We start from the raw sequence: 26,363 nt of genomic DNA on the forward strand, positions 1-26,363 counted from the left end.
AAAACTGCACACAACTCATCTTGGGTGTTGTTACGTCGAGCCGGCCCCTCAGCAGACTATGTGAGGAACCGTCGGAACAGTTCTTTGGAAGCGCCAACAGCAAATGTCTGAAAACTCAACTGGCCCTCTGCACCTGCTTGATCTTTTCCGGCTCGCTGATCGCATTGCCGGGTTCCTTACCAAGCACCGCCTCGGTGATCGAGTTGGGAACGCGACGAGGCGTCTCGAGAAGTCCCAGCAGCGGCATAACGATCAGAAAGAAGCCGAAATAGAACAGCGAAGAGACCTGCATCAACGGTATGTAGATGCCTTCCGCAGGCTTCGCTCCCAGCCACCCGAGGAAAAGGGCGTTGGCTGCGAAAAGCCAGAAGAACAACTTGTACCAGGGGCGATAGACCGCCGAGCGAACCTTTGACGTGTCGAGCCAAGGCACGAAGAACAGCACCGCAATAGCGCCGAACATCGCAAGCACGCCGCCGAGCTTTGCGTCGATAGGCCCGATGTTGAAAGTGACCGCTCTCAGGATCGCGTAGAACGGCAGGAAATACCATTCGGGAACGATCTTCGCGGGCGTCCTGAGCGGATCGGCCTGCACGTAATTGTCCGCATGGCCCAGATAGTTCGGAATATAGAAGACGAAGTATGCGAACACGATCAGGAAGATCACCATGCCGACCGCGTCTTTCGTGGTCGCATAAGGCGTGAAGGGCAACGTGTCCGTCTTGTGCTTGACCTCTATGCCTGTGGGGTTGGTCTGTCCGGTGACGTGCAGCGCCCAGACATGCAGGACGACCACGCCCGCAATCATGAAGGGCAGCAGGTAGTGAAGTGCAAAGAACCTGTTCAGCGTCGGACTGTCGACCGCAAAACCGCCAAGCAGAAGCTGCTGGAGCCACTCCCCGACCAAGGGGATGGCCGTAAAAAATCCGGTGATCACCGTCGCGCCCCAGAAGCTCATCTGCCCCCATGGGAGGACGTAGCCCATGAAGCCAGTAGCCATCATCAGGAGGTAGATGATGCACCCAAGGATCCAAAGCAGCTCGCGAGGAGCCTTGTAAGAGCCGTAGTACAGTCCGCGAAAGATGTGGAGATAGACGGCGATGAAGAAGAATGAAGCTCCGTTGGAATGCAGATATCGCAGGAGCCAACCTGAATTGACGTCACGCATGATCTTCTCGACCGAATCGAACGCCGTTGCGGTGCTCGCCGAGTAGTGCATCGCCAGCACGATTCCGGTCGCTATCTGGAGGACCAGCATCAGTGTCAGAATGCCGCCGAACGTATAGGCGTAGTTCAGATTGCGTGGAACAGGATAGGATACGAAGGAATCATGGATCAGTCGCGGAAGCGGCATGCGCGCATCGACCCAGCGGCCAATACCTGACTTTGGGACGTATCTGGATGGCGACCCCGACATTCTGTTCCCCTCCTTTGATCCGGTCGATCTCCGATCGTACAATCCGGAGTCCGTAACACCTCACGCTGCTTGAGCTTCAAGACCCTTCGAGACTTCTAGATGCGACAAATTTGTCCCCATGACATCGAGGCCCCAGCACAGGAGGCGAGATGGCGGGCACCTTGAGCATCATCTCAACCGTGCTACATCGGCGAAAAACAAGAGGACCGCAAAGACCATGGGCGCAAGGACTTACTCGATCGGCGAGGCAGCAAGAGAGAGCGGCGTCAAGGTGCCGACAATCCGCTACTACGAGGATATCGGCTTGCTAGGGAGAATCGCGCGCAGCGACGGCAATCGGCGCTTCTACGACCGGTCCGACGTCAGCCGCCTCTCCTTCATCCGCCATGCGCGTGAACTTGGCTTCGAGGTGGATGCGATCCGCACGCTGCTGAAATTGCAGGACGATCCCGACCAATCATGCGAGGCCGCTGACGCGATTGCAAAGGCGCGCCTCGACGATGTCGAGCGGCGCATCTCAAGCCTGAAACTGCTGCGCGTCGAGCTCAAGAAGATGATGCACGAATGCGCTTCGGGCCGGATCAGCGAATGTCGCGTCATCGAGATCCTCGCGGACAGCAGTCACCTTCACGGCAAACTCGTCGATCCTTGAACCAGGCTCGCGCAAGGGGGGGCAGCTTTCATCGTTGTGCAAGCCAGGACAGCGGCACGATGATCCCGAGGAGGATGGGCTGGTGCAGGAGGTAGATCGCGAGGCTGTGCCGCCCCATCCAGACGAGCAGACGTGCTGGCTTCCCGGCAGCGAGCAAGTTCGCGAAGCTGGTATTCAAGTCAGCTGACAGAAGCCACTTTGCCACGGCAACGCCCATCAGCGTCAGGCCGACCCACGGAAAGATCGGCACGAAATCGTTGCTTGGCGGCACCTGCTCCGCGAACCCGATCCAGGCCAGCCAGCGCGTGTCGAAGATCGTTGACCGCCAAAGCATCGGCATGGAGAAGACGGCGATGCCACCCAGGAGGCATGTCCATGCGCGTGCCCGCAGAAACAGCGTACCGATCAATGTGGCGGCGGCAATCGCGTGCAGGATGCCAAAGTAGATGAAGGTCCCCGGAAGGACATACCACGTCACAACCGTGATCGCAGCGGCCGACGCGGCGATCTTTGCCAGGCGTATGAAGTAGCTGGAAGGCTGAAAGCCGGCCCTGTCTGCCAATACGAGACCGACACCGACAAGGATCATGAAAGTGCCGGCAAGGCTACGTCCGAAGGCCAACCACAACGGATGGTTGGCGACGCCGGCGATAAAGCCCGTGAACTCCAGATCCCAGACGAAGTGGAAAAATACCACACCGGCGATAGCAGCGCCGCGGACGGCGTCGATAGCCCAGAGTCGCATGGAGTTCGTCATGCAATGCCTTCATCTAAGGTTCCACGGGACAGACTATAGGACCTCGACCTGCTTGAGGTTCAATTCCGATCTTGCTCACCGCAGCGAACTAAGATGCGGAGCTCGACCCACCATTGTCGCATGGCTCGCGCCCGGTTGGCCAACCCTCAACGACTGATCCGATAGACAGACGCGGGTGGAAAGTTGCGGAATTCCGTTCCGATCATCTCAACCTTCAAGTCAAGACGTCGAAGGACGCTTTCGGGAATTGGGCTTCGCCATCCATATGTGAATTGGTAAAAGCCCGCTTTCGGTTCCAGCAGCCTGAATGAGCCGGCAAGAATCCGCAGAACTTTGGAAGCCGGCATTGCCAGCAGCGGCAGTCCGCTGATGGCCGCTCCATGAAGCCTTGGTTGGGGGAGATTGCTCATGGATAGACGCGCAGCGTCGGCGCGCACGATCATCGCCCCGGGGTAGCGCTGCGCGAGAATGTCAGCAAACTCCTCGCCCAGCTCGACCAGGGTGAGTTCATTTTGCATTACGCCCCGGCGGATCAGCGCCTCCGTGAAAACCCCGGTGCCAGGGCCAAATTCGATTACCGGCCCGATCCCCGGGTGAACATGCCTGGTGATCAGTGCAGCGAGGTGCGCGCTCGAGGGGATGGCGGCACCGACGCGCAGCGGGTTGGCGACCCATGCGCGCAGGAAAGTTAGCCTGTCGGCCGATTGGGGCATTGTTTCGATCTCTCGCTGCCGGGTGAAGCCGCTCGCAGCCGGTACGGCCTCGAGGTTTCCCTGCGAATCAGCCAGTCAGTTGGATAGCCGCCAGATGTTCCCACCTCTAGCAGCATGAGGTTCAAGCCCTCGCTCGTGTCCGCAGGACGAAATCACGATCGACGGCCGTCAACCGAACTGCGCTGACGGGTACAGGGCACTGCGCGATGCAGGAAAGCTGTCGATGCGCATCATAGACTGGTTTTCGCTCTCGACCACAAAGTCGCGTCCCGCAATTCGAGGGCTCGTGGCGCACAAAAGTTGCCCAAGAGCTTCCGCCTCCCCACCGCCTAAAAGCGTGGGGGTTTCCTGATCCCCTATCGGGGACTCTAAAACAGGCACCAATTTGGCGGACTCTATGAGGAGCCCTACCACAATCATGGCATTGGCCAGGCCAGACGGTGATCGTCGATGGCGAATGGATCCGCAAAGTGCGCGGGCTGGAACCTCTGAACCGGTCGGGTCATATTCGAGCCTAATTCTCTTCATAGTCGGACTACAGAAAGCCGCGAACGAGGCCGTCGGTGCAGCCCCATAGGGGGCGTTCCAAGACAAGCAACATTTTTGCGGCGGGGAGGAGTTCCTCCTAGCGGGAGCGATACGCGTGTTGACCACGATGGTCTTCGCGCTATGAGAGACACTTGTGAAGGCCTGAGGGATAGCAGCCACAAAAAATGCCGTCTGTCGATGACCCCCTTGCTTCGTTAGGGAACGAACCTCCGTTGGTTGTCGGCGGCCGCACTAAGCCACCGGACCGGCGTGAAGTCTCGATCCGATGGCTATCGGGAACATTTCTGACCGGCGTCACCTCAAGTATCTTGATGGGCGTGGCGCTGTTTGCGGCCCTCGACGGTCGCGAAGTTCTTGCCACGCCGCCCGAGGTTCTAAGCCTGCTTTCAGCCGATTGGTCCAATGACAGCCAGTTGGCCACCAAGGCGGGTCGACTCGTTCCGCCGCGCAATCTGGCGAGTCTGACCGACCGCAGACGGATGGAACTGGCAACGATGACCCGGTCGGGCGACCGCGATGTGTTGCGCACGATGCCGTTTGTCCAGGCCCGGATGTCGCTGGCGGCCGGCCATGCGACGAGCCGCGCATATCCCGCCTTCGACGGCTTGGAGATTTTTGCCGAGGAAGGAGTCGCTCAACCCACTTCGAGCGCGGGCATCATCTACGGCGCCAGCGTCGAGAACGTAGTCCGTCTGCGAACGATCGATTTTCCTCTCGAGACCGACGTCTCCGACGCAAGTAGCGATTTGTCAGCCGAAGAGGTTGAGGTCGTGGTGCGCAATCTCAGTGCCCTCCTCACCGATGGCGACGTGCGGGTCGCGGCTCTCCATTTCGTTGACCCTGAGCGTTTCGGCAGTTCGCCGACCATAAGTGATCTGCAAGGGCCTACCGGCATTCGGATCGTGGCGGAGAATGCTTCGGTTGCTATCCGGGCAAGGAGCGGCGATCCCATCCTCGACTATGCTGAGGACGTCATCCCCTTTCATGCCGAAGGCGAAATTGAGGAAGCGCTGGAGCGGGCAGGCTACACAAGCGCTAATGCAGATGGGATGGCGTCGGCCCTTTCCACCATGCTAGGAACGCCGGTGCTGAAGGCTGGCAGCGTTCTGCGACTCGGTATCGAGGCGCGTCTTGGGGAAAGCCGCATCGTGCGCGCGAGCGTCTACGATGTAGATCGGCATGTGTCCACAGTCGCTCTCAACGATAGGCGGCAGTATGTGCCAGGAAGCGAGCCGGAGCCTAGCCCCGCGTTGCAGGCGGCTTTCGACACCACTCACCCGCCCGCTATGTACAGCCGCGAAGATCCACCAACCCTCTATGACGGAATTTACCGAGCCGCTTTTTCTCATGGGCTGACGCGTTCCATGACCCGAAAGCTGGTTCGGCTGCTCGCCGCCGATGCTGATCTTCAATCGCGTCTCAATCAAGCGGACAGCATCGAGGTCTTCTTTTCACAGCCTGATGGCGAGGACAACGCTACGCAAGAGTCGGAACTCCTGTTCGTGCGGGCCACCATGGGTGGTGCCGAGCGCGCATTCTATCGCTTTCAGATGCAGGACGGCACTATCGGCTACTTCGACGAGAGCGGGCGTAGTGCCCGGCAGTTTCTCCTCCGCAATCCGATTCCTAACGGGAGATTCACGTCTGGCTTCGGCAATCGACGCCACCCGATACTCGGCTACGCCCGCGCTCATACTGGAGTCGATTGGGCGGCCCCACGAGGCACGCCGATAATCGCTTCCGGGGACGGCGTCGTCGAACAGGCCGGCTGGAGTGGCGGCTATGGCCGTCAGACCATCATCAGTCACGCGAACGGCTATCAGACGACCTTCAATCACCAGGACAGGATCGCAGATGGAGTGGTACCAGGCGCACGCGTCCGGCAAGGCCAGATAATCGGCTATGTAGGCTCGACGGGCCTTTCGACCGGAAACCACCTTCACTACGAACTCATCGTCAACGACACCAAGGTGGACCCGATGCGAGTCCGTCTGCCGGCGGAGCGAATGCTCGCAGGAGATGAGCTGCAGGCCTTCCTGGCCGAGCGAGCGAGGATCGATGGAGCTCTGATTCTGGAACAAGCTCGCACAACGACTTCCATACGTGCTCCCGTCTAGCGGCAAAAAGTGTCGGAAGGAGCGGGAGTGCATACCGCGCTCCTACCGAAAAATCATACGAACAAAGAGCCGATCGCCAAGGCGGCAATCATCGTTCCGACTACGAGGGCCAGCGCGACCTCTCCCTTGCTTGCTCGCTCTTCACGGATGATCCATGTAAAAAAAGAGCGTCGCCGGAATCGCAACGACAGCGCCGGTGACGGCTCCGGGGGAGTATTCCGCGAACATTACCCAGGTGGCGAGGTGAAAGAAGGCGTTGACGAAAAACTGCCACTGAAAGGCCATCGTCAGCACGACCCACTGGGCAGCCCCCGCCCTCCACGCGCAGACCAGCACCAGGAGAAAAAGCGGTATGTGGTTCGCTGCGAAAGCCTCGGTGGTCTCCGGCCCGAAGTTCCTTGTGACCCAGGCCGCAAATCCGGGCAGCTCTTATAGCGTGTGAAGGACAAACACAATGTAAGGCAGGAGGAAAGGCAGTTCCCTGTAGCCGAAGCCGCTACCGCTTTTGTCGGACTGCGAAAGGTTGATGGTCGCCATTTTTCGACTCCTTTTGGCAAGGCGACGAAAGCTTCACTGAAACCGCCGAAGCCCTTGCGCGATGAATGCACTGCCGAGACTGCCTGGTAACCCCATCGCGATGGCATTCTGGTTGATCTACCTGTGACCAGCACACTACCGGGTACAGACATTGTGGCTCGGCTGCGATATCGAGAAGGCTAGCAGCTCTAGTCGCTAGAGGAGCAAGGGGGAATGTTCTATCGGGCACTCGGGCCCGGTAGGGTCGGGAACCAGCATAGAGATCTTGCCTTGACGCCGTGTCTCTCGCCGCGTGGTGAGACCCGATCCCTCGGCAGTTGTCGTTTTCGGTTGAACCTCTAGCAGGTCGAGGTCCTAGAAATCCACTGACCGTTTTGTCGGAAGCGCACGAACGGCGTTCGAGATATCCGATCGAGGCAAGGATGCGAGGAAAGATGTCGAGCAGCGGAAACGAGCATCCAGCGCTGGCCAAGTCGCTCGGCGTTGTACGGCTGTCGCTCTATGGAGTCGGCACGATCATCGGTGCCGGGATCTATTCCGTCATCGCGCCGGCGGCCGGGGCAGCGGGCGATGCCATCTGGCTGAGCTTCGTGCTTGCCGCCGTGATATCGGCATTTTCCGGCCTGTCCTATGCTGAAATCGCCTCGGCGCTTCCAGGTGCTGGTGCGGAACATAACTTCCTGCGTAAGACGTTTCCTTCGTTTCCGGCTCTGGCGTTCATGATCGGGCTGTTCATCGCCGTTCATGGCGCGGCTACCCTGGCAACGGTGGCGCTCACCTTCGGCAACTACGCGCAGACACTCCTTCCGTTTGCGCCCGTCATCGTTGCCATTGCGCTCATGGGCGTCGCCACGATGATCAATATTGCCGGGATCGGCAAGGCGGCTTTCGTCAGCGCGGCCCTGACCGTTCTCCAGGTTTCATGTCTCGTGGGCTTTGCACTGTTCGCCATACCATCTGGCAGCAGGAGCTTGCAGGACGTCTCGGTCTGGCCCGACAATCCCGCCGGCATCCTTCAGGGTGCGGCTATCCTGTTCTTTATCTACTCCGGCTACGAGCACATGGCTTCCCTCTCGGAAGAGGCCAAGCGTCCCGACCGCGATTTGTGGCGCGCTTTCATGATCGCGCTGGGCATCACCACCGTCGTCTACATGGCCGTGATCTTCGGAGTTCTGAGCCTGATGAGCGCCGACAGTCTTGCAGGTTCCCAATCTCCGCTCGCCGATGCGGCCGCGCAACTGGGCGGCTCTTTCGGCATGATCATCATCGCTGCCGCCCTCATCGCTACCGCGAACGCCGTCGTGAGTTCCTCGCTGTCGGGGAGCAGGCTCCTCTTCGGCATGGCCCGCGACGGCGATCTTCCCAGTCCCCTATCCAGAACCCTGGGCTTCAGTCGCAGCCCGTGGATCGCCGCACTGATCTATCTCGTGATCGCATGCGCCTTCGTAGCCGTCGGGGAAATCGCGTTTGTCGCAAGCCTGTCCTCGCTGGGAGTGACCCTTGTCTTCGCCGCGATCAATACGGCCGTGATCGTCCTGAGGTTTACACAGCCCGACCTCGAGCGGCCTTTCCGGCTGCCATCGATCGCGAACGTGCCGCCGACGGCGGTCCTGGGAGTGGTGACCTCACTCCTGCTGGCCACTCAATATGATTGGGCCGTCTATCTGACGTTCGCCGGCGTGTTCGTACTTGGCGCGGTGCCGTACGTGTTTATCCGACGGCGGGGAAGCGCGACAACGCGGGCGAGCGGTGGTGAACCCTAGAGCCGAGGCCGGTTGCCGGGACCTCAGCGACGTGGTCGGGCTCTTGCACCTCATCCTGCTAGAGGTTGCATAAAGGGCTTGGTCGGGTCGGCGACATCGGTTTGCTCCGCCATTCCTGGCTGTTGATCGGAGAAGGGAGTTGGCGTTGGCGAACCCGGTGCTCATGCGTACGGACCGCCCCGTCGCGGCGAAACGGTTTGCGCGCGCGATCTCCAACTGTATTGCCCCTCGGAGGCTGCTCGGGACATCGCCATGATTGTTGAGTTGGGACATTTCGCGCTCGTGCTGGCATGTGTTCTGGCCACGGTGCAATTCTTCATACCGTGGATCGGCACGCAACTGGGCGACGATCGCCTCATGGCCGTTGCCAGGCCGGCTTCGGTTGCGGTTTTCGGTTTCGTCGCGCTGTCGTTCGCCGCGCTCACGGCAGCCTATGTCACCTCGGACTTCTCCGTTCAGAATGTCTGGGAGAATTCGCATTCGCTGAAGCCGATGCTTTTCAAGGTCACCGGGGTTTGGGGAAACCACGAGGGCTCGATGCTGCTCTGGGTCCTGATCCTGGCATTCTTCGGCGCACTTGTGGCGTGGTTCAGCGACAATCTACCGGCCAGCCTGCGCACGAATGTACTGGCTGTGCAGGGTCTGGTCGGAGCCGCCTTCCTTCTGTTCATTCTCGCCACATCGAACCCGTTCGCTCGAATCAACCCCGCACCGATCGAGGGCCGCGACCTCAACCCGATCCTGCAGGACATCGGGCTCGCGATCCATCCACCACTGCTCTATCTCGGCTATGTCGGCTTCTCGGTCTGCTTCTCCTTTGCGGTCGCGGCGCTGATCGAGGGCCGTATCGATGCCGCCTGGGCGCGCTGGGTGCGGCCGTGGACCCTTGCGGCCTGGTTGTTCCTGACGGGCGGTATCGCGATGGGCTCCTACTGGGCCTACTACGAGCTTGGCTGGGGCGGCTGGTGGTTCTGGGACCCGGTCGAAAACGCCTCGTTCCTGCCGTGGCTGTCCGGCACTGCGCTTCTTCACTCGGCGATCGTGATGGAGCGGCGCTCGGCGCTGAAGATCTGGACGCTGCTGCTCGCCATCCTCACCTTCTCGCTGTCTCTGCTCGGCACCTTCCTCGTGCGCTCCGGCGTGCTGACCTCCGTCCATGCTTTCGCCACAGATCCGGCGCGCGGCGTCTTCATCCTGATGATCCTGATCGCCTTGATTGGCGGCTCGCTGGCGCTGTTCGCCGCGCGCGCTTCGACACTGACGCAGGGCGGGCTGTTCCACCCCGTTTCGCGCGAGGGCGCACTGGTGCTCAACAACCTGTTCCTGACCACGGCGGCGGCCACGGTGCTGATCGGCACGCTCTATCCGCTACTGATCGAGGCGGTCACCGGCGACAAGATCTCGGTCGGCGCGCCGTTCTTCAACCTCACCTTCATCCCCCTCATGATCCCACTGCTTCTGGCCGTGCCGTTCGGGCCGCTGCTGGCCTGGAAGCGCGGCGACCTCTACGCCGTGGCCCAGCGCCTCTACTTCGCCCTCGGCGCGGCGCTGCTGACGGCGCTCGTGGTCTTCTTCTTCGTGGAAGGCAAAGGGGCGCTCGCCGCATTCGGCGTCGGCCTTGCCGTCTGGCTGATGCTGGGCGCGCTGACCGATCTGACGCTGAAGGCAGGCATCGGCAGCGTGGGTGCGGCAGTGGCGTGGAAGCGATTCAAGGGCCTACCGCGCTCGGTTTACGGCACTGCTGCGGCACATTTCGGGTTGGGCGTGACGGTGCTGGGCATCGCCGCCGTCACCTCGCTTGAGATTGAGCGAATCGTCGTGATGCAACCCGGCGACACGATGCCGATCGCCGGATATACGTTGCGTTTCGATGGTATCGCGCCGCATCGCGGCCCGAACTTCACCGAGGAGCAGGGCCGCTTCGTCTATCTCGACAGCGATGGCCGGCAACGCGGCGAGATAGTCTCGTCCAAGCGTCTCTACACCGCGCGCCAGATGCCGACCACGGAAGCAGGCATCGCCACCCGCGGATTCAGCCAGCTCTACGTCTCGCTCGGCGACCCCACCCCCGATGGCGGCGTCGTGGTGCGCGTATGGTGGAAGCCGCTGGTGCTGCTGCTCTGGCTCGGCGGCGTGGCGATGATGGCTGGTGGCGCGATATCGCTGTTCGATCGTCGGTTTCGGGTCGGCGCGCCGAGTCGAAATCGGATCGCACTCGCCCGATCGGATGTCCCAGCGGAGTGACGGCGCCTGTGTCGCAGCAACTCTAGCTCGATATTCGCGCAACCGGCCAGGTTGGACAGCCTGACAGCAGTTCACATCGCAGCTTCGATAAGCCGCTTGGCATCGTCGCTGGCCCATTCGGCAGGGCCATTCATGTGGGCGAGAAGGCATCCCTCCTCGTCTACCAACAACGTAACCGGCAGGCCGATGGCGAGCCCTCGGCGCTTCAAGTTGTTGAAGAGCGCGAGCGTGGAGTCTCGATAATAGGTGAGCTCGTCGATGCCGATCTCTTGCAGAAAGGCCTTCGGCCTCTCATCGCCGCCGGTATCGAGGTTGACGGCCACCACTTCGAAGTCCGGGCCGCCGATCGTGGCCTGCAGTTCGTTTAAGGCGGGCATTTCTTCCCGGCAGGGCGCGCACCACGTCGCCCAGAGATTGATGAGCAGTGTCTTGCCGGCCAGCTCCGCGACAGTCATGGCAGCGCCATCAGGCCCGTTGAACGCGAGGCTGCTCATCGAAAGCGGAGGATCGGCCGGAAGCATCGCCGCCACCTCTCCTTGGGCAGCCTTGTCGACAGCCGCGATCTTGTCGTCACGCGCAGGGCAGCTTTGGGTCCGATCGGAGGCGGTGGCTGATTGCCGCCCGCTACCAAAAGGGCCACCGAACACGTAGACGCCGACTGCGCCGGCACTCATCCCGGCAAGAATTGCAGATGCCATCAACACTCCGGTCGGCAGGCGGAATTTTCCCTGTGCCATCTCTCGATCCGATAAGAAAGAGCGGGTCTCATCTCCATCATGAGTGTAAACGATCCTGGCTACCTGGATGTCAATGCGCTTGTTGCCGCCAGCAAGCGGGTCGGACGGGGCTGGCGGCGTCAACCGACGCTGAAAATCTGAGTGTACGCAAGACCTGGACTCTGGGAGCACCTTCACACACTCTGGCCGCCGGATTCGTGCTCCTGATTCTCCCGGTCGGCCTCCCAGATTCGAACGCAACAGATCGGGTATTCTATAGGAGCAGCAGAAGTCGCCTAGTTGGCGAGCGCAAATGGGGTTCGCCCCATCCACATATTCTTCTGCGCTAGGTGGTCGGAACGGCGGCTAGGAGCTCGTCAAAAAGTTGCTTGGCCCTGGGCGGATGCCTCACCGCTCCGGCCTCCTCTAGGTTGGTTGGGGCGCCCACTGAGATCAGCATCACCATCCCCATGCCATAGTGCGGCGTACATTTGACCCCATAGAGGCCTTCCCCTTCGAGGTTGATAGTGACCTACTCGTTGAGCTTGCTCTTGAAGGGCTTTGCGTCGGCAGGCAACATCCCCGCGATACTCTCGGCATTGTGGGATTTGTCGGTCGGAACGAAGGTGACGGTGTCACCGGGAGCGGCGGCGACGAAGTCGGGCTCATAGCGTCTCTCGAAGCTCTCCAGACCGACCATTTCAAGGTATCGGGAGACGACATTCATCCCCTTGTGACGCGCGCCGAACAGGATGTTAGGCGATGTCAACAGGGCCGCAGAACTGCCGAGTGATGCCGGGAGCATTCTCCTGCGTTTCCCGTCTGTCTAAGGGGGCTAATTCCTCGGGGCTCTTTCTAGTTCAACACAGCTTTGAAACTTGATGCTCAAGGGGCTTGAGGTTTTATCACTGCAAATCGACTTTCGGACCTGAGCACGCTTTTCGAAAGAAAAGCGCAGCGCATCAAACGTTGGAGGATAATCGGTGGAAGTGCGCCACCTCCGCTATATTGTCGCCACCGCCCGCAACGGTAGCTTCAGTGCCGCCGCGCACGAGCTCAACGTCAAGCAGCCGATCGTTAGTAAGCGCATCAAGGAACTGGAGAGCGAGTTGGGCGTCGTGCTGTTCGACCGTTCCACAGCCGGGGCGCGACTGACGCCGACAGGGGAGGAATTTGTTGTCGCGGCCCGACGCATCCTTGAAGAAGCCGAGCGGCTGGGCGAACATATGCGGGCGAGTGCTGCTGGCAAGCTCGGTCGAGTCGTCGTCGGGTTCTATAAGTCCCTTTCTACGGGAGGCTTCCGTACAGCTCTGCGTGGCTTCCGCCGATGTTATCCCAAGATCGAGGTCGAGTTGGTCGAGTCGCCGTTTGTCGAGTTATCGGCCGGCGTGCTTTCAGGCACACTCGATACCGCGATCATCCTCGGCGATGCCGGCAAGTGCGACACTCTGGAAACTGTGGCGCTCTGGTCGGATCAACTTGTGGTTGCCCTGCCGGAAAACCATCCGCTCGCGGAGAAGCCGGTCATCTATTGGCCGGAGCTGAAGCGCGAGCGCTTCATCATCACCCACCACGATCCCGGCCCAGACATCCGTGCCGTGCTGCTTCGCCACCTCGCCGCACCGTCCGACCACCCCGAGATCATCACTCGCCGCCTCAGCCGCGAAAGCCTGCTGAGCGAGGTCGCGGACGGCCAGGGCATCGCGCTGCAATGCGAATCCGCTGTCGGGCTTTCGGGCCTCGGCGTAGTGTTCCGCCCGCTGCACGACGGCAACGGGGCAACACGTCTCGGATACATCGCCTGCTGGAAGCCGGACAACATCAATCCCGTGCTGAAGACCTTCCTCGACGCCTTGAAGCCCTGAGCGTGATTCGGCCGGGCGGGCTTTTCCACGTGATCGACGCCAGATCGGCCGCCGCATGCTTCAAGTATTTTTTCGCTCGCCTACGACCGGCTACGAAATCGCAAATAATCTGGTTGCCCACCCATAGTTTGTGCCTTTCTTGATTGTCCCCGTCGCCATCCGACCGTGAGTGCGGATGGCCGGAAACGGGGGCGGAATGCCGGCGCATCGTCATCAGAATGAAGGCCAGAGCGCGGGATTGTCGCGAGGCGCGCGGATGCTGCGCACCGCGCTCGGCCCGGCCATCGCCCGCTATCTCGAAGACCCATCTATCGTCGAGGTGATGCTGAACCCGGACGGCCGCATCTGGGTCGATCGGCTGCGCGAGGGCCTCGTCGCCACCGGCGACATGCTGCTGCCGGCCGATGGCGAACGGATCGTGCGCCTGGTCGCGCACCATGTCGGCGCCGAGGTCCATCCCGGCAACCCACGCGTCTCGGCCGAATTACCCGAGACCGGCGAGCGCTTTGAGGGTCTTTTGCCTCCAGTCGCCACCGCGCCGGCCTTCGCCATCCGCAAGCCGGCCGTCGCCGTGTTCACCCTTTCTGACTACGTGGCCGCCGGCATCATGACCGCCACCCAGGCCGAGGTGCTGCGGCTCGCGGTCGAGAGGCGCAAGAACGTGCTGGTCGCCGGCGGCACCTCGACCGGGAAGACCACGCTCACGAACGCGCTGCTCGCCGAAGTCGCCAAGACCGACGACCGCGTAGTGCTGATCGAGGACACGCGCGAGCTGCAATGCGCCGCGCCCAACCTCGTGGCGCTGCGCACCAGGGAAGGCATCGCCTCGCTCTCCGATCTCGTGAAGTCGTCGCTGCGGCTGCGGCCAGACCGCATCCCGATCGGAGAGGTTCGTGGCAGCGAGGCCCTCGACCTGCTCAAAGCGTGGGGCACCGGCCATCCGGGCGGCATCGGCACCATCCACGCAAATACCGCGATCGGGGCGCTGCGCCGACTGGAGCAGCTCGTACAGGAGGCTGTGGTCACGGTCCCGCGTGCGCTAATCGCCGACACGATCGACCTGATCGCCGTGCTCTCCGGTCGCGGCTCGGCCCGCCGCCTCGCGGAGATCGCCCTTGTCGAAGGGCTCGATCCCGCCACCGGCGACTACCGCACCCTCCACGCAACGCTCGAAACCCCCAGCCCCACACAAGGAGACTCCGCATGACGACGAAGCCCGATCCGATCCGCAGCCTGCGCAGCCGGCTGCTTTCCGGCACGTTCCTGGACAGCCTCGGCACGGCCGGCATCACCGCCGCCGGGCTGCTCTACACCGCGCCCGCCTGGGCGGCCGGCTCCTCGATGCCGTGGGAGGAGCCGCTTCAGCAGATCCTCGAATCCATCGAGGGGCCGGTCGCCAAGATTGTCGCCGTCATCATCATCATCGTCACCGGCCTGACGCTCGCCTTCGGCGATACGGGCGGCGGCTTCCGCAAGCTGATCCAGATCGTGTTCGGCCTGTCGATCGCCTTCGCGGCCAGCTCCTTCTTCCTGTCCTTCTTCTCCTTCGGCGGCGGGGCGCTGGCGTGATGCCGGGATCGCTGATGGACGAGGACGTTCGCGGCTTCTTCGCGCCGGTCCACCGGGCGCTGACCGAGCCGATATTGCTCGGCGGCGCGCCGCGCGCCGTCGCAATTCTCAACGGCACGCTGGCCGGCGCGGTCGGTCTCGGCCTGCGGCTCTGGATCGCCGGCCTCGCCATCTGGGCGATCGGCCACTTCGCAGCCGTCTGGGCGGCGAAGCGCGATGCGCTGTTCGTCGACGTGGTGCGCCGGCACCTGCGCTACCCGACCCATCTCGGCGTGTGAGGCGGCCATGCTCAATCTCTCCGAATACCGCAAGCGTTCCGCCAGCCTCGCCGACTTCCTGCCCTGGGCGGCCCTAGTGGCGCCCGGCGTCGTCTTGAACAAGGACGGCAGCTTTCAACGCACCGCGCGCTTCCGCGGCCCCGACCTCGACAGCGCCACGCCGGCCGAGCTGGTCGGCACGACCGCGCGCTTGAACAACGCCCTGCGCCGGCTCGGCTCCGGCTGGGCGATCTTCGTCGAGGCGCAGCGCAATCCGGCGACCGACTATCCCGACAGCCGGTTTCCCGACAGCGCATCCGCCTTGGTCGACATCGAGCGCCGCGAGCAGTTCGAGGACAGCGGCGTGCTGTTCGAGTCGAGCTATTTCCTCACCTTCGTCTGGCTGCCGCCGGCCGAGGAAGCCTCCCGCATGGAATCCTGGCTCTACGAGGGCCGCGAGCGCAGCGGTGTCGATCCGTGGGAACTGCTCAAGGGCTTCGTCGACCGCACCGACCGCGTGCTCAATCTGGTCGAGGGCTTTGTCCCCGAGGCCGAATGGCTCGATGACGCCGAGACGCTCACCTACCTGCATTCCTGCATTTCCACGAAGCGCCATCGCGTCCGTGTGCCCGAGACGCCGATGCACCTCGACGCGCTGCTCGCCGACCAGCCGCTCGCCGGCGGGCTGGAGCCGCGCCTGGGCGGCTTCCATCTGCGCACGCTGACCGTGATCGGCTTCCCGACGACGACATTCCCCGGAATCCTCGACGACCTTAACAGGCTCGCCTTCCTCTATCGCTGGTCGACGCGCGCCATCATGCTCGACAAGACCGACGCGACCCGGCTGGTCACGCGCATCCGTCGCCAATGGTTCGCCAAGCGCAAGTCGATCGCGGCCATCGTCAAGGAGGTGATGACCAACGAGGCGTCGGTGCTGATGGACACCGACGCGGCCAACAAGGCGGCCGACGCGGACGCCGCACTTCAGGATCTGGGTTCCGATCAGGTCGGAGAGGCTTACGTCACCGCCACGGTGACGGTGTGGGATGCCGACCCGTCGATCGCCGACGAGAAGTTGCGCCTGATCGAGAAGGTCATCCAGTCGCGCGACTTCACCTGCATCGTCGAGGGCGTCAACGCCATCGAAGCATGGCTCGGCTCCATCCCCGGACAGGTCTATGCCAATGTCCGCCAGCCGCCGATCTCGACGCTGAACCTTGCCCACATGATCCCGCTGTCGGCGGTGTGGGCAGGACCGGCGAAGGACGAGCATCTCGACGCGTCGCCGCTGTTCTATGCGAAGACCGAAGGCGCGACGCCGTTCCGCTTCGCGCTCCATGTCGGTGACGTCGGCCACCTGATGCTGGTCGGGCCGACCGGCGCCGGCAAGTCGGTGCTGCTGGCACTGATGGCGCTCCAGTTCCGTCGCTATCCCGGCAGCCAGGTCTTCGTGTTCGACTTCGGCGGCTCTATCCGCGCCGCAACGCTGGCGATGGACGGCGACTGGCAGGATCTCGGCGGCTCTTTCTCCGACGACGCCGAGTCCTCCTCGGTCTCGCTCCAGCCGCTCGCCCACATCCAGCATACGCCGGAGCGGGCATGGGCCGCCGACTGGCTGGTCGACATCCTCGCGCGCGAAGGCGTCGCCATCACGCCGGAGGTGAAGGAGCACATCTGGACCGCGCTGACCTCGCTCGCCTCCGCGCCGCTTGAGGAACGCACCATCACCGGCCTGACCGTGCTCTTGCAATCCACTGCACTCAAGCAGGCGTTGCGGCCATACTGCATCGGCGGGGCGCATGGCCGGCTGCTCGACGCCGAGCACGAATATCTCGGCGCGGCAGAGGTGCAGGCGTTCGAGACCGAGGGGCTGGTCGGCACCAGGGCTGCGCCCGCCGTGCTCTCCTATCTGTTCCACCGGATCGAGGCCCGCTTCGACGGACGGCCGAGCCTGCTCATCATCGACGAGGGCTGGCGCGCTCTCGACGATGGCGGCTTTGCCGACAAGATCAAGGAATGGCTGAAGACGCTGCGCAAGAAGAATGTCAGCGTCGTCTTCTCCTCGCAGTCGCTCGCGGACATCGAAGCCTCGCCGATCGCGCCGGTGCTGGTCGAAAGCTGCCCGACCCGCATCTTCCTTGCCAACGAGCGCGCCATCGAGCCGCAGATCGCGACCGTCTATCGCCAGTTCGGCCTCAATGACCGCCAGATCGAGATCCTCGCCCGCGCCACGCCGAAGCGCGACTACTACTGCCAGTCCCGGCGCGGCAACCGCCTGTTCGAGCTTGGGCTGGGCCACATCGCGCTGGCGCTCTGCGCCTCCTCCGATAAGGCCGCCCACGCGCTGATCGACGAGCTGCTGCGCGACGGCTCGCGGCCTTACTTCCTCGAAGCCTGGCTCCACGCCAACGGCCTCGCCTGGGCGGCCGAACTCGTGCCCGAGCTTTCCAACGTCATCGACCGATCCGCAGTCACCGACGCGCCGATCGCCTCGCATGATACCGGCACGGCCGGCGAGACCGATCCCGTCCACCCGTCACCCGAACAGGAGGTTTGACCATGCCACACACCACTCGACACGCCCACCTTCGCCGCGCGCTCGCCGGCGCGATGGCGCTGTCGCTCGCCGCGCCCGCCATCGTCGCCGTCACCGTGCCCGCGCACGCGCAGTTCTTCGGCGGCCGCATCGTCTACGACCCGACCAACTACAGCCAGAATCTTCTCTCGGCCGCCCGCGCGCTGGAGCAGATCAACAATCAGGTGACGTCCCTCGCCAACGAGGCGCAGATGTTGCTCTACCAGGCGAGGAATCTCACCAGCCTGCCCACCTCCATGATCTCCGAGATCGAAGGCAATTTCTCGGAGATGAAGAGCCTGCTCGGCGAGGCGGAGCGGCTGGCCTACAGCGTGCAGGACATCGAGAGCCAGTTCTCCTCGACCTATCGCGACTTCGCCGGCGACAAGACCGGCGAGCAGCTTGTCGCCGCCGCCCGCGAGCGCTGGCAGCAGTCGCTTTCGGCCTACGAGCATTCGCTGAAGGCCGGCGCGACCGCCGTGGGCAATATCGACGGCACGCAGGCGCAGACCCGATCGCTGGTCGGCGCCAGCCAGTCGGCGGTCGGCATCCTTCAGGCGACCCAGGCAGGCAACGAGCTGCTCGCCGTGCAGGCGAGTCAGATCGCCGACCTGACCGCCATGCTGGCCGCGCAGGGTCGCGCCGAGGCGCTGGAGCAGTCCCGCCGCGCGGCTGCGCAGGAGCAGGCCCGCGAGCAGTTCGGCCGCTTCATGTCCGGCCGCGACTACAGCCCGTCCAGCGTGCGCATGTTCAACGACTGAGGACACGCACACGATGGACCTGAAGATCGCCGCCCGGATGATCGCCGTCCTCGCCATCGGCGCAGCCATGATTGCTGCCGTCGCTGCGCTGCGCGAGGCAGGCTCGGAGGATGACGCCCCCGCCACCCGCCTCCGTGATCCGGGCGGCGAGCCCGCCAATGCCGAGCTGGTCCGCTGCCGCGACCTCGGCATGGCGGCCGCCGACGATGCCGCCTGCAAAAGAGCATGGGTCGAGAGCCGCCGCCGCTTTCTGGAATCGTCCGGGGAGCGCGTCCGGCCATGAACGATGTCGGCGTCATCGACCGCTTCCTCAGCGTCTTCACCAGCTACATCGACTCCGGATTTGGCCTGCTCGGCGGCGAGGTGGCGTTCCTGACCACCACGCTGATCGTCATCGACATCACCCTTGCCGGCCTGTTCTGGGCCTGGGGCGCCGACGAGGACGTGCTTCAGCGCCTCGTGAAGAAGACCCTCTATATCGGCTTCTTCGCCTTCATCATTGGCAACTTCAACTGGCTCGCCAACATCGTCTTCGAGAGCTTCTCCGGTCTCGGCCTTCAGGCCGGCGGCGGCTCGCTCTCCGGCGCCGAGCTTCTCCAGCCCGGCCGCGTGGCACAGGTCGGCATCGACGCCGGCAATCCGATACTCGAGGCCGCCGGCGATCTCATGGGCTACCTGTCCTTCTTCGAGAACCTCGTCCAGATCGTCGTGCTGATGACAGCCTGGGCGATCGTGCTGATCGCCTTCTTCGTGCTGGCGATCCAGATCTTCGTGACCTTGATCGAGTTCAAGCTCACCACCTTGGCGGGGTTCGTCCTGCTTCCCTTCGCGTTGTTCGGCAAGACCGCCTTCCTCGCGGAAAAGGTGCTGGGCAACATCGTCGCCTCCGGCGTGAAAATCCTCGTGCTCGCCGTGATCGTCGGCATAGGCTCCGGCCTGTTCGGCGAGTTTACCTCCGGTTTCCCGCCCGAGCCGACCATCACCGACGCCATGTCGCTGGCGCTCGGCGCTCTCGCCCTGATGGGCCTGTCGATCTTCGGTCCCGGCATCGCGACCGGCCTCGTCTCCGGTGCGCCGCAGCTCGGCGCAGGCGCGGCCGTCGGCACCGGCCTGGCGGTGGCCGGTATGGGGGCGGCGGGCTATATGGGCGCGCGTGCGGCGGCCGGCGGTGGTGCTGCGGCGATCGGGGCTGGTGGGCGCATGTCGGCCGCTGCCGCACGCGGCGGCGCGCATCTCGCCGGCAGCACGTCGGCCGCCTACGGGCTGGCCGCCTCCACCTCCGGCCAGTCCGGCATGGGCGCCGTCGCCGCCGGTATCGGGGGTGTCGCCAAGGCCGGCGCGTCCGCCGCTGCTCAACCCGCCCGTCAGGCCATGTCGCGCGCGGCCGATGCCATGCGGTCCAGCTTCCGCTCCGGGCAAGCCGGCGCATGGACCGCCACCGGCGGCCAGTCACAAGTCGCCGGCATGGCGTCGGGCGCAGGCAGCGCCGCCGAAGCCGCCGCGCCTTCCGGACAGCCTGCATGGGCCGCGCGCATGAAGCGCGGCCAGACCATCAGCCACGGAACCACCGCGGCCGCCCATGCGGTCCGCTCCGGCGATTCCGGCGGCGGTTCCATGAACGTCTCTCTCAATCAGGACGACCGCGGATGAACCTCTTCAAACGACCAACCGTGCGCTATGCGCGCACGCCCGAACCCGAAACCCCATACAGACGAGCCGCTCAGGTCTGGGACGAGCGCATCGGCTCGGCCCGCGCGCAGGCCCGAAACTGGCGGCTCATGGCCTTCGGATCGCTGCTGCTCGCCGGGGGCTTTGCCGCAGCGCTCGTCTGGCAGTCGACGCGCGGGACCGTCGTGCCCTGGGTGGTGCAGATCGACCGCTTCGGCGAGGCCCAGGCGGTCGCCTCGGCCGTGGCCGACTATCGGCCGACCGATCCGCAGATCGCATGGCATCTCGGCCGCTTCATCGAGCAGGTCCGCGCGATTCCGGTCGATCCGATCATCGTGCGGCAGAACTGGCTGCGCGCCTATGAATACACCACCGATCGCGGCGCAATCGCGCTCAACGACTATGCCAGGTCCAACGATCCGTTCGCGCGCGTCGGCCGGCAGCAGGTTGCGGTCGAGATTTCGTCCGTCATCCGCGCCTCGCCGGATTCCTTCCGCATCGCCTGGACGGAGCGCCGATACGAGAACGGCCAGCTCGCCGCCACCGAGCGCTGGACCGCGATCCTGACCGTGGTGATCCAGCCGCCGCGCACCGCCGAACGCCTGCGGGCCAATCCGCTCGGCGTCTATGTCAACGCAATCAATTGGTCGAGGGAGATGGGATCATGATGGGGGCCTTGAGGAGAAGGACTTCGCTGCCGCTGGTCGTGCTGGTGACGGCGACGGCGCTCGCCGGCTGCGCCAGGAAGTATATTCCGCCGGAGATCGACTACGACGATGCCGCGCCGGCCGTGCTCACGGCCGATCCGCCCGGTCCGGTCCGCATCGTCGAGACGCCTAAGCCGCTTCCGCTTCCCGGCCAGTTGAAGCCGGTCGACGGAGCCGCGGCGAAGCCCGAGCCGGCCGATCCGCGCCAGCGTATCACCCAGGCCAACGAAGCCGCACGCATGCAGCCCGTCCGGGACGGCTTCATCAATGCCGTGCAGGTCTATCCGTATTCGGCCGGGGCGCTCTATCAGGTCTATGCCGCGCCCGGCCAGGTCACGGACATCGCGCTCCAGCACGGCGAGCAGCTCGTCGGCTCCGGCCCCGTCGCCGCAGGCGATACGGTGCGCTGGATCATCGGCGACACCGAGAGCGGCAGCGGCGATCGCCGCCAAGTCCATATCCTCGTCAAGCCGACGCGGCCCGATCTTCAGACCAACCTCGTCATCAACACCGATCGCCGCACCTATCACCTTGAGCTGCGCTCGACACCCTCAACCTATATGGCGTCGGTGTCATGGCAATATCCGCAGGACCAGCTCATCGCGCTGCGCCGCCAGAACGCGAGGGCCGCCCAGGTCCAGCCCGTCGCGAGCGGCGTCGACATCTCCAGGCTCAACTTCCGCTATGCGATCGAGGGCGACAGCGCCCCGTGGAAGCCGCTTCGCGCCTTCGACGACGGCTCCAAGGTCTATATCGAGTTCCCGTCCGGCATCGCTCAGGGCGAGATGCCGCCGCTCTTCGTCATCGGCCCGTCCGGCAACTCCGAGCTGGTCAACTACCGAGCCAACCAGAACTACTACGTCGTCGACCGGCTGTTCGCGGCGGCCGAGCTGCGCATGGGCGACAAGGAAGCGCAGCGCCGTGTCCGCATCGTCCGCACGGACGGCAGGCCGGCGGCGCGCCGTCCGGCGATCTTCGCCAGGGGAGAAGGGCGATGACCGACGCCCATACCTCTCCCGGCGGCGACATCCGCGCCGAGCTGCGCCTGCGGCCCGAGCCGCCGCGCGTCACCCGGCTTTCGCGCAAGGTGCTGATCGGCCTCGGCGGCGTCGCTTCCGTCGCGGTCCTCGGCGCGCTGGTCTGGGCGCTCGACACGAGCCGGCGCGGCGGACAGCAGCCTTCCGAGCTTTACAGCACCGAGAACCGCTCGACGGCGGACGGCTTGCAGAGCCTTCCCCGCGACTACACCGGCCTGCCGCGTCCTGACGTGCCGGAGCTAGGGCCGGCGCTGCCTGGCGATCTCGGCCGACCGATCCGCCGCGCGCAGGAGCAAGGAAGGCCGGTCGCGCCGCCGGCGATCCAGACCCCGCAGGCCGATCCGGAGGAGCAGCGCCGCCTCGCCGAGATCGAGGCCGCCCGCACCGCGAGGCTGTTCACCGACAGCCGCGGCGAGCGCGTGACGGACGGCCTGTCCCTCGGCACGAGGCCCGCCGTCGATCCGATGACCGGCCTGACCCTTCCGGCCGAGCCGCCTTCGCTCGATCCCGGCTCCGCGCAGAACATGCAGGACCGCAAGCTCGCCTTCGTGAACGCGGAGACGGACCGCCGCACCGTCAGCACCGACCGCGTGCAGGACAAGGCGTCGCCCTGGGTCGTTCAGGCCGGCGCCGTCATTCCCGCCGCTCTCATCACCGGCATCCGCTCCGATCTGCCGGGCCAGGTCACGGCACAGGTGACGGAGCATGTCTACGACAGCCCGACCGGATCGTACCTCCTGATCCCGCAGGGTGCGCGGCTGATCGGCCAATACGACAGCCAGGTCGCCTTCGGCCAGCGCCGTGTCCTGCTGGTCTGGAACCGCATCGTCATGCCGGACGGAACCTCGATCGTGCTGGAGCGGCTGCAAGGCACGGACCCGCAGGGCTTCTCCGGCCTTGAGGATCAGGTCGACTATCATTGGGGCCAGCTCTTCCGCGCGGCCGCGCTCTCGACGCTGCTCGGCGTCGGCACGCAGCTCGCCATCGGCGACGAGAGCGAGATCGCCCGCGCCATCCGCGAGAGCGCGCAGGACACCGCTTCCGACATCGGCCAGCAGATCGTCCGCCGCCAGCTCAACATCCAGCCGACGCTCACCGTGAGGCCCGGCTTCCCGGTCCGTGTGATCGTCCAGCGCGATCTTGTGATGCAGCCCTACGGCGCGGCGAGGGAGCCGTCATGACCAAGCTCAAGCTCTCCGCCATCCCCGACGACCGGCCGGTCAAGATCACCGTCGAGCTGCCGGCCGCCGTCCACCGCGATCTCGTCGCCTATGCGGAGATCCTCGCCCGCACCGCCGGCGAGACTGCCGCGCTCGATCCGGCGAAGCTGGTGGCGCCGATGCTCCAGCGCTTCATGGCCACCGACAAAGGATTCAGCAAGGCGAAGCGCACCGATCTGTCGCAGCGTTCCGCCTAGTGGTCTGGCTTCGGACGATACGCCATCAGTCGTCATCATGGAGCGCTCAGTCCTCGTTCGCGTCCGAGGAAGGTTGCATCAACGCAACGAAGTCCGACAGGCTAACCTCCGTCACCGGGCCGGCAACCTCAAACGGGTGTTCGATCAGTCGCGGGGTCGGTATTTCATTGGCCATGACACGAACCTGAACAAGATAACTGCCCGGACCTGATGGCAACAACGCCAGATCCTCCTCAGCGCGAATCGTCTGGCCCGGCCGTATCGTTCCCAATGCGACGTGTGCCACCGGCTCGCTGCCTCGCTCGTCAATGCTCACCCGCTGATTGGCATGCTCAAAGTTGGAGGTGATGTGGGCCAAATAGGAGGAGTCTGGCTCGTCGGGCATGTGGTCGGCGCGAAGCAGCGACACGGATTCACCCTCCGGGCAACGGCATGTCACTTCCAGGTGCGTGTCTCCGAGCGAGTATTCAGACTGATTTTCCAACGATAATCGAGCTTGTATTACTCTTCTCCAGCTCGAATGGTAGTATGCTCCGTCTCGCCAGTAGTTTTCATTGACGCTCAGGCCAGGAACGCGAAACATGCTGCTTCGATCTGGTTCGAGATCAGGCAAATCCTTTGGGAAAATCAGGAACTCTCTCTCAAAGGCATCCGGCAGCGGCTGGTTCTCCGGAGTCTGAAACGACAGCAAAATCTGGGCTTCAGCCCTCGCCGTATTGGCTGCTCCCATCATCGCGATCTCTCGGGGTGCAGCGATCGCAGTAGCGCTCCCCCGGCGCACATAGACCTCCTCCTTGGACAACTTGCCGTAGTTCTTCTTGAGGTAGAAAGGCCGTTGCTGTCTCGGAATAGAAATCACGGCGATATGCTTGCCATCGAACAACCGTTCCTCGTAACGGAAGTCGAGCTTGGTCTCCAGCTTCCCGTTCACGAACTCTTGGAGACGGGCATCATCAATCGCGCCCTCTGGAGCCAGTCCGACCACTTCCGCGGGATGCGGTGGCTTCTCCTTGAACCCCATCAGGATGTAGGCGGTTCCGATCCGATGCGCATTGGCCAGCGCGAGGATGTCCTTCAGAAGCTCCGACTTTTCGTCATCGGTGGCCTTGGCGAACGGATAACGCTCGGCCTTGTAGTCCAGATCGGAACCTTCGCCCTTGTAGCGCAATTCCTCAAGCAACACGTCGGTGAGCATCTGTCGTGTCCCCTAGTTCCCAAGTGCTACCCGTCAGCGTCAGGTGCGTTGTCGCCGGCGTCGTTCCAGTTCTGCCTTGCGAGCTTGAAGAACGTCTCGCCCAAGTCAGGTTGTTAGCACGAGCAAAAGGAGCGTAGAAAGTTCGGTGGCTGCTTAGGGCTCTATCGGGAGCGCCTCCACAATAATTCCGGCCTGCGGCAGGAAAACGCCGTCCCTGCCTTCCGACCCTCTGGCATGGAGAGCGGCGATGCGCTCTATAGATCGAAATTCCGCACTGAAATCTGAACTGATTTCAGTGCAGTCATTCGAGGGCCTGGCCATGCAGCGTATCGAAGCCGAGATCGCCGTGAGTGTCTCCGACCTTAAGAAGAATCCGAGTGCCATTGTCGATGGTGCGCGCGGCAGCGCGGTCGCGATCTTCAATCGCAACCGCGTCATGGCGTATATGGTGCCAGCCGGCACCTATGAGGCGATGATGGATGCGCTCGACGACCAGGCGCTTATCGAGATCGCGAAGGCGCGGGCCGGCGAGACGGGCGTGCCGGTCAACCTCGATGACCTATAGACTGGAGTTCCTGCCGTCGGCGCGGAGGGCAGATCAGCCGGATATGAACACCGCAACGGCGCCGGCGGTTTCCCGCCCGTAATAGCCGAATCCCCCAGCCTTCTATCCCGGTGACTCTGGCGTTTCCCGCCCTGTTCCGTTAGTGTTTTGTTCGCCTTTACCCCATCTTAGGCGGCGGTAGTCATTCTGAGTCCAGCCCAATCGAAGAAAGGAGGCGAGTATGTCGACCAAGCACCTTCTCGCGCTCCTGAACTCCCATATCGAAGGGGACGAGGAACAATTTCTCTCGATCGCGCTTCAGGTTGCAGCCCAGGAGGCCCGGCAGGGGCACACGGAACAGGCCGATAAGCTGAAGCGCCTCGTTCAGAAGGCGCGGGACCGGCAACGGAATGGAACGCCGGCCGGCGGACAAACGCCAATCCCGCTGGCCCGGCCGCGCGGCGAACTTCAGGGCCTCGTCGAGAGCAGCTATCCCAAGATCACGCTGGCGAGCATGGTGCTGGCTGACGATGTTCGTGCGCGCCTGATGCGGGTCGTTCGCCAGCAGCAGGAGCGGGCAACGCTTCGCGAGCATGGGCAAACGCCGACGACGCATATGCTGCTTGTGGGGCCGCCAGGAACGGGAAAGACCATGACGGCTTCGGCACTTGCCGGGGAACTGCGACTTCCCCTGTTCACGGTGAGGCTGGAATCCCTGTTCAGCCGCTATTTCGGCGAGACTGCCGGCAAGCTGCGGCTGCTGTTCGACCAGATCGCGCAGACGCGCGGTGTCTATCTCCTCGACGAGTTCGACGCCATCGGTGCCCGTCGCGGCGAACCGAACGACGTTGGAGAAATCCGGCGCGTGCTTAACTCAGTGCTCGCCTTCATGGAGGAACCCAACTCGACAGACAGTCTCGTCCTAGCCGCGACCAACCATGTTGAAATCCTCGACGAAGCGCTGGCACGTCGCTTCGACGAAGTGATCGAATATGCGCGGCCCGATGCTGCCGCCGCGCGGGCAATCATCGAACGTCGGCTCGGCAAGTTCAAGATTGCAGCCAAGTCCTGGTCCGAGCTTGCGCCCGCGCTCGACGGGCTGAGCCAAGGCGAGTTGGTGCGCGCCGCCGACGCCGTGGTCAAGGACGCCATTCTCGAAGACGCTGCAAAGGTGTCGGTCGAGGCTTTGCGCGACGCCCTGCAAAACCGTCAGACCCTCAAGGAGAAGTTCCGTCGACAGTCCCGCCTTTAGTGAATCTCTTCGGACCGGACGAAATGGAACGACTCATTTATGGTAGGGTCT

General features: G+C 63.6%; 26 protein-coding genes. 18 read left to right on the plus strand and 8 right to left on the minus strand.

Annotation, left to right across the window (positions count from 1 at the left end; genetic code table 11):
• Window positions 1–115 precede the first annotated feature (115 nt).
• Entirely contained in the window at window positions 116–1,417 is a 1,302-nt protein-coding gene (locus D5400_RS01010; protein ID WP_126006801.1) for a cytochrome b, read from the minus strand.
• A 217-nt stretch (window positions 1,418–1,634) separates the two neighbouring features.
• On the opposite strand from D5400_RS01010, the gene D5400_RS01015 reads away from it, so the two are divergent.
• Window positions 1,635–2,069, plus strand: coding sequence for a MerR family transcriptional regulator (locus tag D5400_RS01015; RefSeq protein WP_126006803.1), 435 nt, complete (start codon window positions 1,635–1,637; stop codon window positions 2,067–2,069).
• A gap of 28 nt (window positions 2,070–2,097) precedes the next feature.
• Here D5400_RS01015 and D5400_RS01020 read toward each other — a convergent pair whose 3' ends face one another.
• Window positions 2,098–2,826, minus strand: a complete 729-nt coding sequence (locus D5400_RS01020) for a heparan-alpha-glucosaminide N-acetyltransferase (RefSeq protein WP_126006804.1) — start codon at window positions 2,824–2,826, stop codon at window positions 2,098–2,100.
• Between the two features lie 146 nt (window positions 2,827–2,972).
• The gene (locus tag D5400_RS01025; protein ID WP_126006806.1) at window positions 2,973–3,539 is read right to left on the minus strand and encodes a class I SAM-dependent methyltransferase; all 567 of its coding nucleotides are present in this window, start codon (window positions 3,537–3,539) and stop codon (window positions 2,973–2,975) included.
• Between the two features lie 713 nt (window positions 3,540–4,252).
• Between D5400_RS01025 and D5400_RS01030 the strand changes: the two genes are divergently transcribed.
• Entirely contained in the window at window positions 4,253–6,205 is a 1,953-nt protein-coding gene (locus tag D5400_RS01030) for a M23 family metallopeptidase (RefSeq protein WP_126006809.1), read from the plus strand.
• 141 nt (window positions 6,206–6,346) lie between these two features.
• On the opposite strand, the gene D5400_RS01035 is transcribed toward D5400_RS01030, so the two are convergent.
• Entirely contained in the window at window positions 6,347–6,631 is a 285-nt protein-coding gene (locus tag D5400_RS01035; protein ID WP_126006811.1) for an HXXEE domain-containing protein, read from the minus strand.
• Window positions 6,632–7,176: 545 nt separating this feature from the next.
• Between D5400_RS01035 and D5400_RS01040 the strand changes: the two genes are divergently transcribed.
• Window positions 7,177–8,505, plus strand: a complete 1,329-nt coding sequence (locus D5400_RS01040) for an APC family permease (RefSeq protein ID WP_126006814.1) — start codon at window positions 7,177–7,179, stop codon at window positions 8,503–8,505.
• Between the two features lie 252 nt (window positions 8,506–8,757).
• Window positions 8,758–10,749: a heme lyase CcmF/NrfE family subunit gene (locus D5400_RS01045; RefSeq protein ID WP_235897759.1), complete on the plus strand. Its 1,992-nt coding sequence runs from the start codon at window positions 8,758–8,760 to the stop codon at window positions 10,747–10,749.
• A 71-nt stretch (window positions 10,750–10,820) separates the two neighbouring features.
• Here D5400_RS01045 and tlpA read toward each other — a convergent pair whose 3' ends face one another.
• The 3 genes from tlpA to D5400_RS21765 form a co-directional block, all read right to left on the minus strand.
• A complete protein-coding gene (gene tlpA, locus D5400_RS01050) occupies window positions 10,821–11,486 on the minus strand; it encodes a thiol:disulfide interchange protein TlpA (protein ID WP_126006816.1) in 666 nt (221 codons plus the stop codon).
• 325 nt (window positions 11,487–11,811) lie between these two features.
• Window positions 11,812–11,991 (minus strand): plastocyanin/azurin family copper-binding protein, encoded by a 180-nt coding sequence (locus D5400_RS21760; RefSeq protein ID WP_308206225.1) that lies wholly within the window; start codon window positions 11,989–11,991, stop codon window positions 11,812–11,814.
• A gap of 6 nt (window positions 11,992–11,997) precedes the next feature.
• Window positions 11,998–12,270: a cupredoxin domain-containing protein gene (locus D5400_RS21765; RefSeq protein ID WP_308206221.1), complete on the minus strand. Its 273-nt coding sequence runs from the start codon at window positions 12,268–12,270 to the stop codon at window positions 11,998–12,000.
• A 178-nt stretch (window positions 12,271–12,448) separates the two neighbouring features.
• Here D5400_RS21765 and D5400_RS01060 point away from each other — a divergent pair, with 178 nt between their 5' ends.
• From D5400_RS01060 to D5400_RS01115, 12 genes are all read left to right on the plus strand, one after another.
• Window positions 12,449–13,330 carry a LysR family transcriptional regulator gene (locus tag D5400_RS01060; protein WP_126006818.1) on the plus strand — a complete coding sequence of 294 codons (882 nt, stop codon included), beginning with the start codon at window positions 12,449–12,451 and terminating at the stop codon, window positions 13,328–13,330.
• Window positions 13,331–13,526: 196 nt separating this feature from the next.
• Window positions 13,527–14,537, plus strand: coding sequence for a P-type conjugative transfer ATPase TrbB (gene trbB / locus D5400_RS01065; RefSeq protein WP_126006820.1), 1,011 nt, complete (start codon window positions 13,527–13,529; stop codon window positions 14,535–14,537).
• The gene (locus tag D5400_RS01070) at window positions 14,534–14,899 is read left to right on the plus strand and encodes a TrbC/VirB2 family type IV secretion system protein (RefSeq protein WP_126006822.1); all 366 of its coding nucleotides are present in this window, start codon (window positions 14,534–14,536) and stop codon (window positions 14,897–14,899) included. Before trbB ends, D5400_RS01070 begins: the two co-directional genes overlap by 4 nt.
• Window positions 14,900–14,913: 14 nt before the next feature.
• Entirely contained in the window at window positions 14,914–15,177 is a 264-nt protein-coding gene (locus D5400_RS01075) for a VirB3 family type IV secretion system protein (protein WP_126006824.1), read from the plus strand.
• A gap of 7 nt (window positions 15,178–15,184) precedes the next feature.
• Window positions 15,185–17,713: a conjugal transfer protein TrbE gene (gene trbE / locus D5400_RS01080; RefSeq protein ID WP_126006826.1), complete on the plus strand. Its 2,529-nt coding sequence runs from the start codon at window positions 15,185–15,187 to the stop codon at window positions 17,711–17,713.
• 2 nt (window positions 17,714–17,715) lie between these two features.
• Window positions 17,716–18,492: a P-type conjugative transfer protein TrbJ gene (gene trbJ, locus D5400_RS01085; protein WP_126006828.1), complete on the plus strand. Its 777-nt coding sequence runs from the start codon at window positions 17,716–17,718 to the stop codon at window positions 18,490–18,492.
• 13 nt (window positions 18,493–18,505) lie between these two features.
• Window positions 18,506–18,775, plus strand: coding sequence for a putative entry exclusion protein TrbK-alt (trbK-alt, locus tag D5400_RS01090; RefSeq protein WP_126006830.1), 270 nt, complete (start codon window positions 18,506–18,508; stop codon window positions 18,773–18,775).
• Window positions 18,772–20,142: a P-type conjugative transfer protein TrbL gene (gene trbL / locus D5400_RS01095; protein WP_126006832.1), complete on the plus strand. Its 1,371-nt coding sequence runs from the start codon at window positions 18,772–18,774 to the stop codon at window positions 20,140–20,142. The genes trbK-alt and trbL overlap by 4 nt, the downstream gene beginning before the upstream one ends.
• Window positions 20,139–20,828, plus strand: a complete 690-nt coding sequence (gene trbF / locus D5400_RS01100) for a conjugal transfer protein TrbF (RefSeq protein ID WP_126006834.1) — start codon at window positions 20,139–20,141, stop codon at window positions 20,826–20,828. Before trbL ends, trbF begins: the two co-directional genes overlap by 4 nt.
• A complete protein-coding gene (gene trbG, locus D5400_RS01105; RefSeq protein WP_126006836.1) occupies window positions 20,825–21,865 on the plus strand; it encodes a P-type conjugative transfer protein TrbG in 1,041 nt (346 codons plus the stop codon). Before trbF ends, trbG begins: the two co-directional genes overlap by 4 nt.
• Complete coding sequence (locus D5400_RS01110) at window positions 21,862–23,085, plus strand: TraB/TrbI/VirB10 family type IV secretion system protein (RefSeq protein ID WP_126006838.1); 1,224 nt, start codon at window positions 21,862–21,864, stop codon at window positions 23,083–23,085. Before trbG ends, D5400_RS01110 begins: the two co-directional genes overlap by 4 nt.
• Entirely contained in the window at window positions 23,082–23,321 is a 240-nt protein-coding gene (locus D5400_RS01115; protein WP_126006840.1) for a DUF2274 domain-containing protein, read from the plus strand. Before D5400_RS01110 ends, D5400_RS01115 begins: the two co-directional genes overlap by 4 nt.
• Before the next feature lie 46 nt (window positions 23,322–23,367).
• Here D5400_RS01115 and D5400_RS01120 read toward each other — a convergent pair whose 3' ends face one another.
• Window positions 23,368–24,516: an AlbA family DNA-binding domain-containing protein gene (locus tag D5400_RS01120; RefSeq protein ID WP_126006842.1), complete on the minus strand. Its 1,149-nt coding sequence runs from the start codon at window positions 24,514–24,516 to the stop codon at window positions 23,368–23,370.
• A 319-nt stretch (window positions 24,517–24,835) separates the two neighbouring features.
• Between D5400_RS01120 and D5400_RS01125 the strand changes: the two genes are divergently transcribed.
• Window positions 24,836–25,081, plus strand: a complete 246-nt coding sequence (locus D5400_RS01125; protein WP_126006844.1) for a type II toxin-antitoxin system Phd/YefM family antitoxin — start codon at window positions 24,836–24,838, stop codon at window positions 25,079–25,081.
• Window positions 25,082–25,301: 220 nt separating this feature from the next.
• Window positions 25,302–26,312, plus strand: a complete 1,011-nt coding sequence (locus D5400_RS01130; RefSeq protein WP_126006846.1) for an AAA family ATPase — start codon at window positions 25,302–25,304, stop codon at window positions 26,310–26,312.
• The last annotated feature ends 51 nt before the right edge of the window (window positions 26,313–26,363 follow it).

Origin of the sequence: Georhizobium profundi (assembly GCF_003952725.1) — a bacterium.
GTDB lineage: Bacteria > Pseudomonadota > Alphaproteobacteria > Rhizobiales > Rhizobiaceae > Georhizobium > Georhizobium profundi.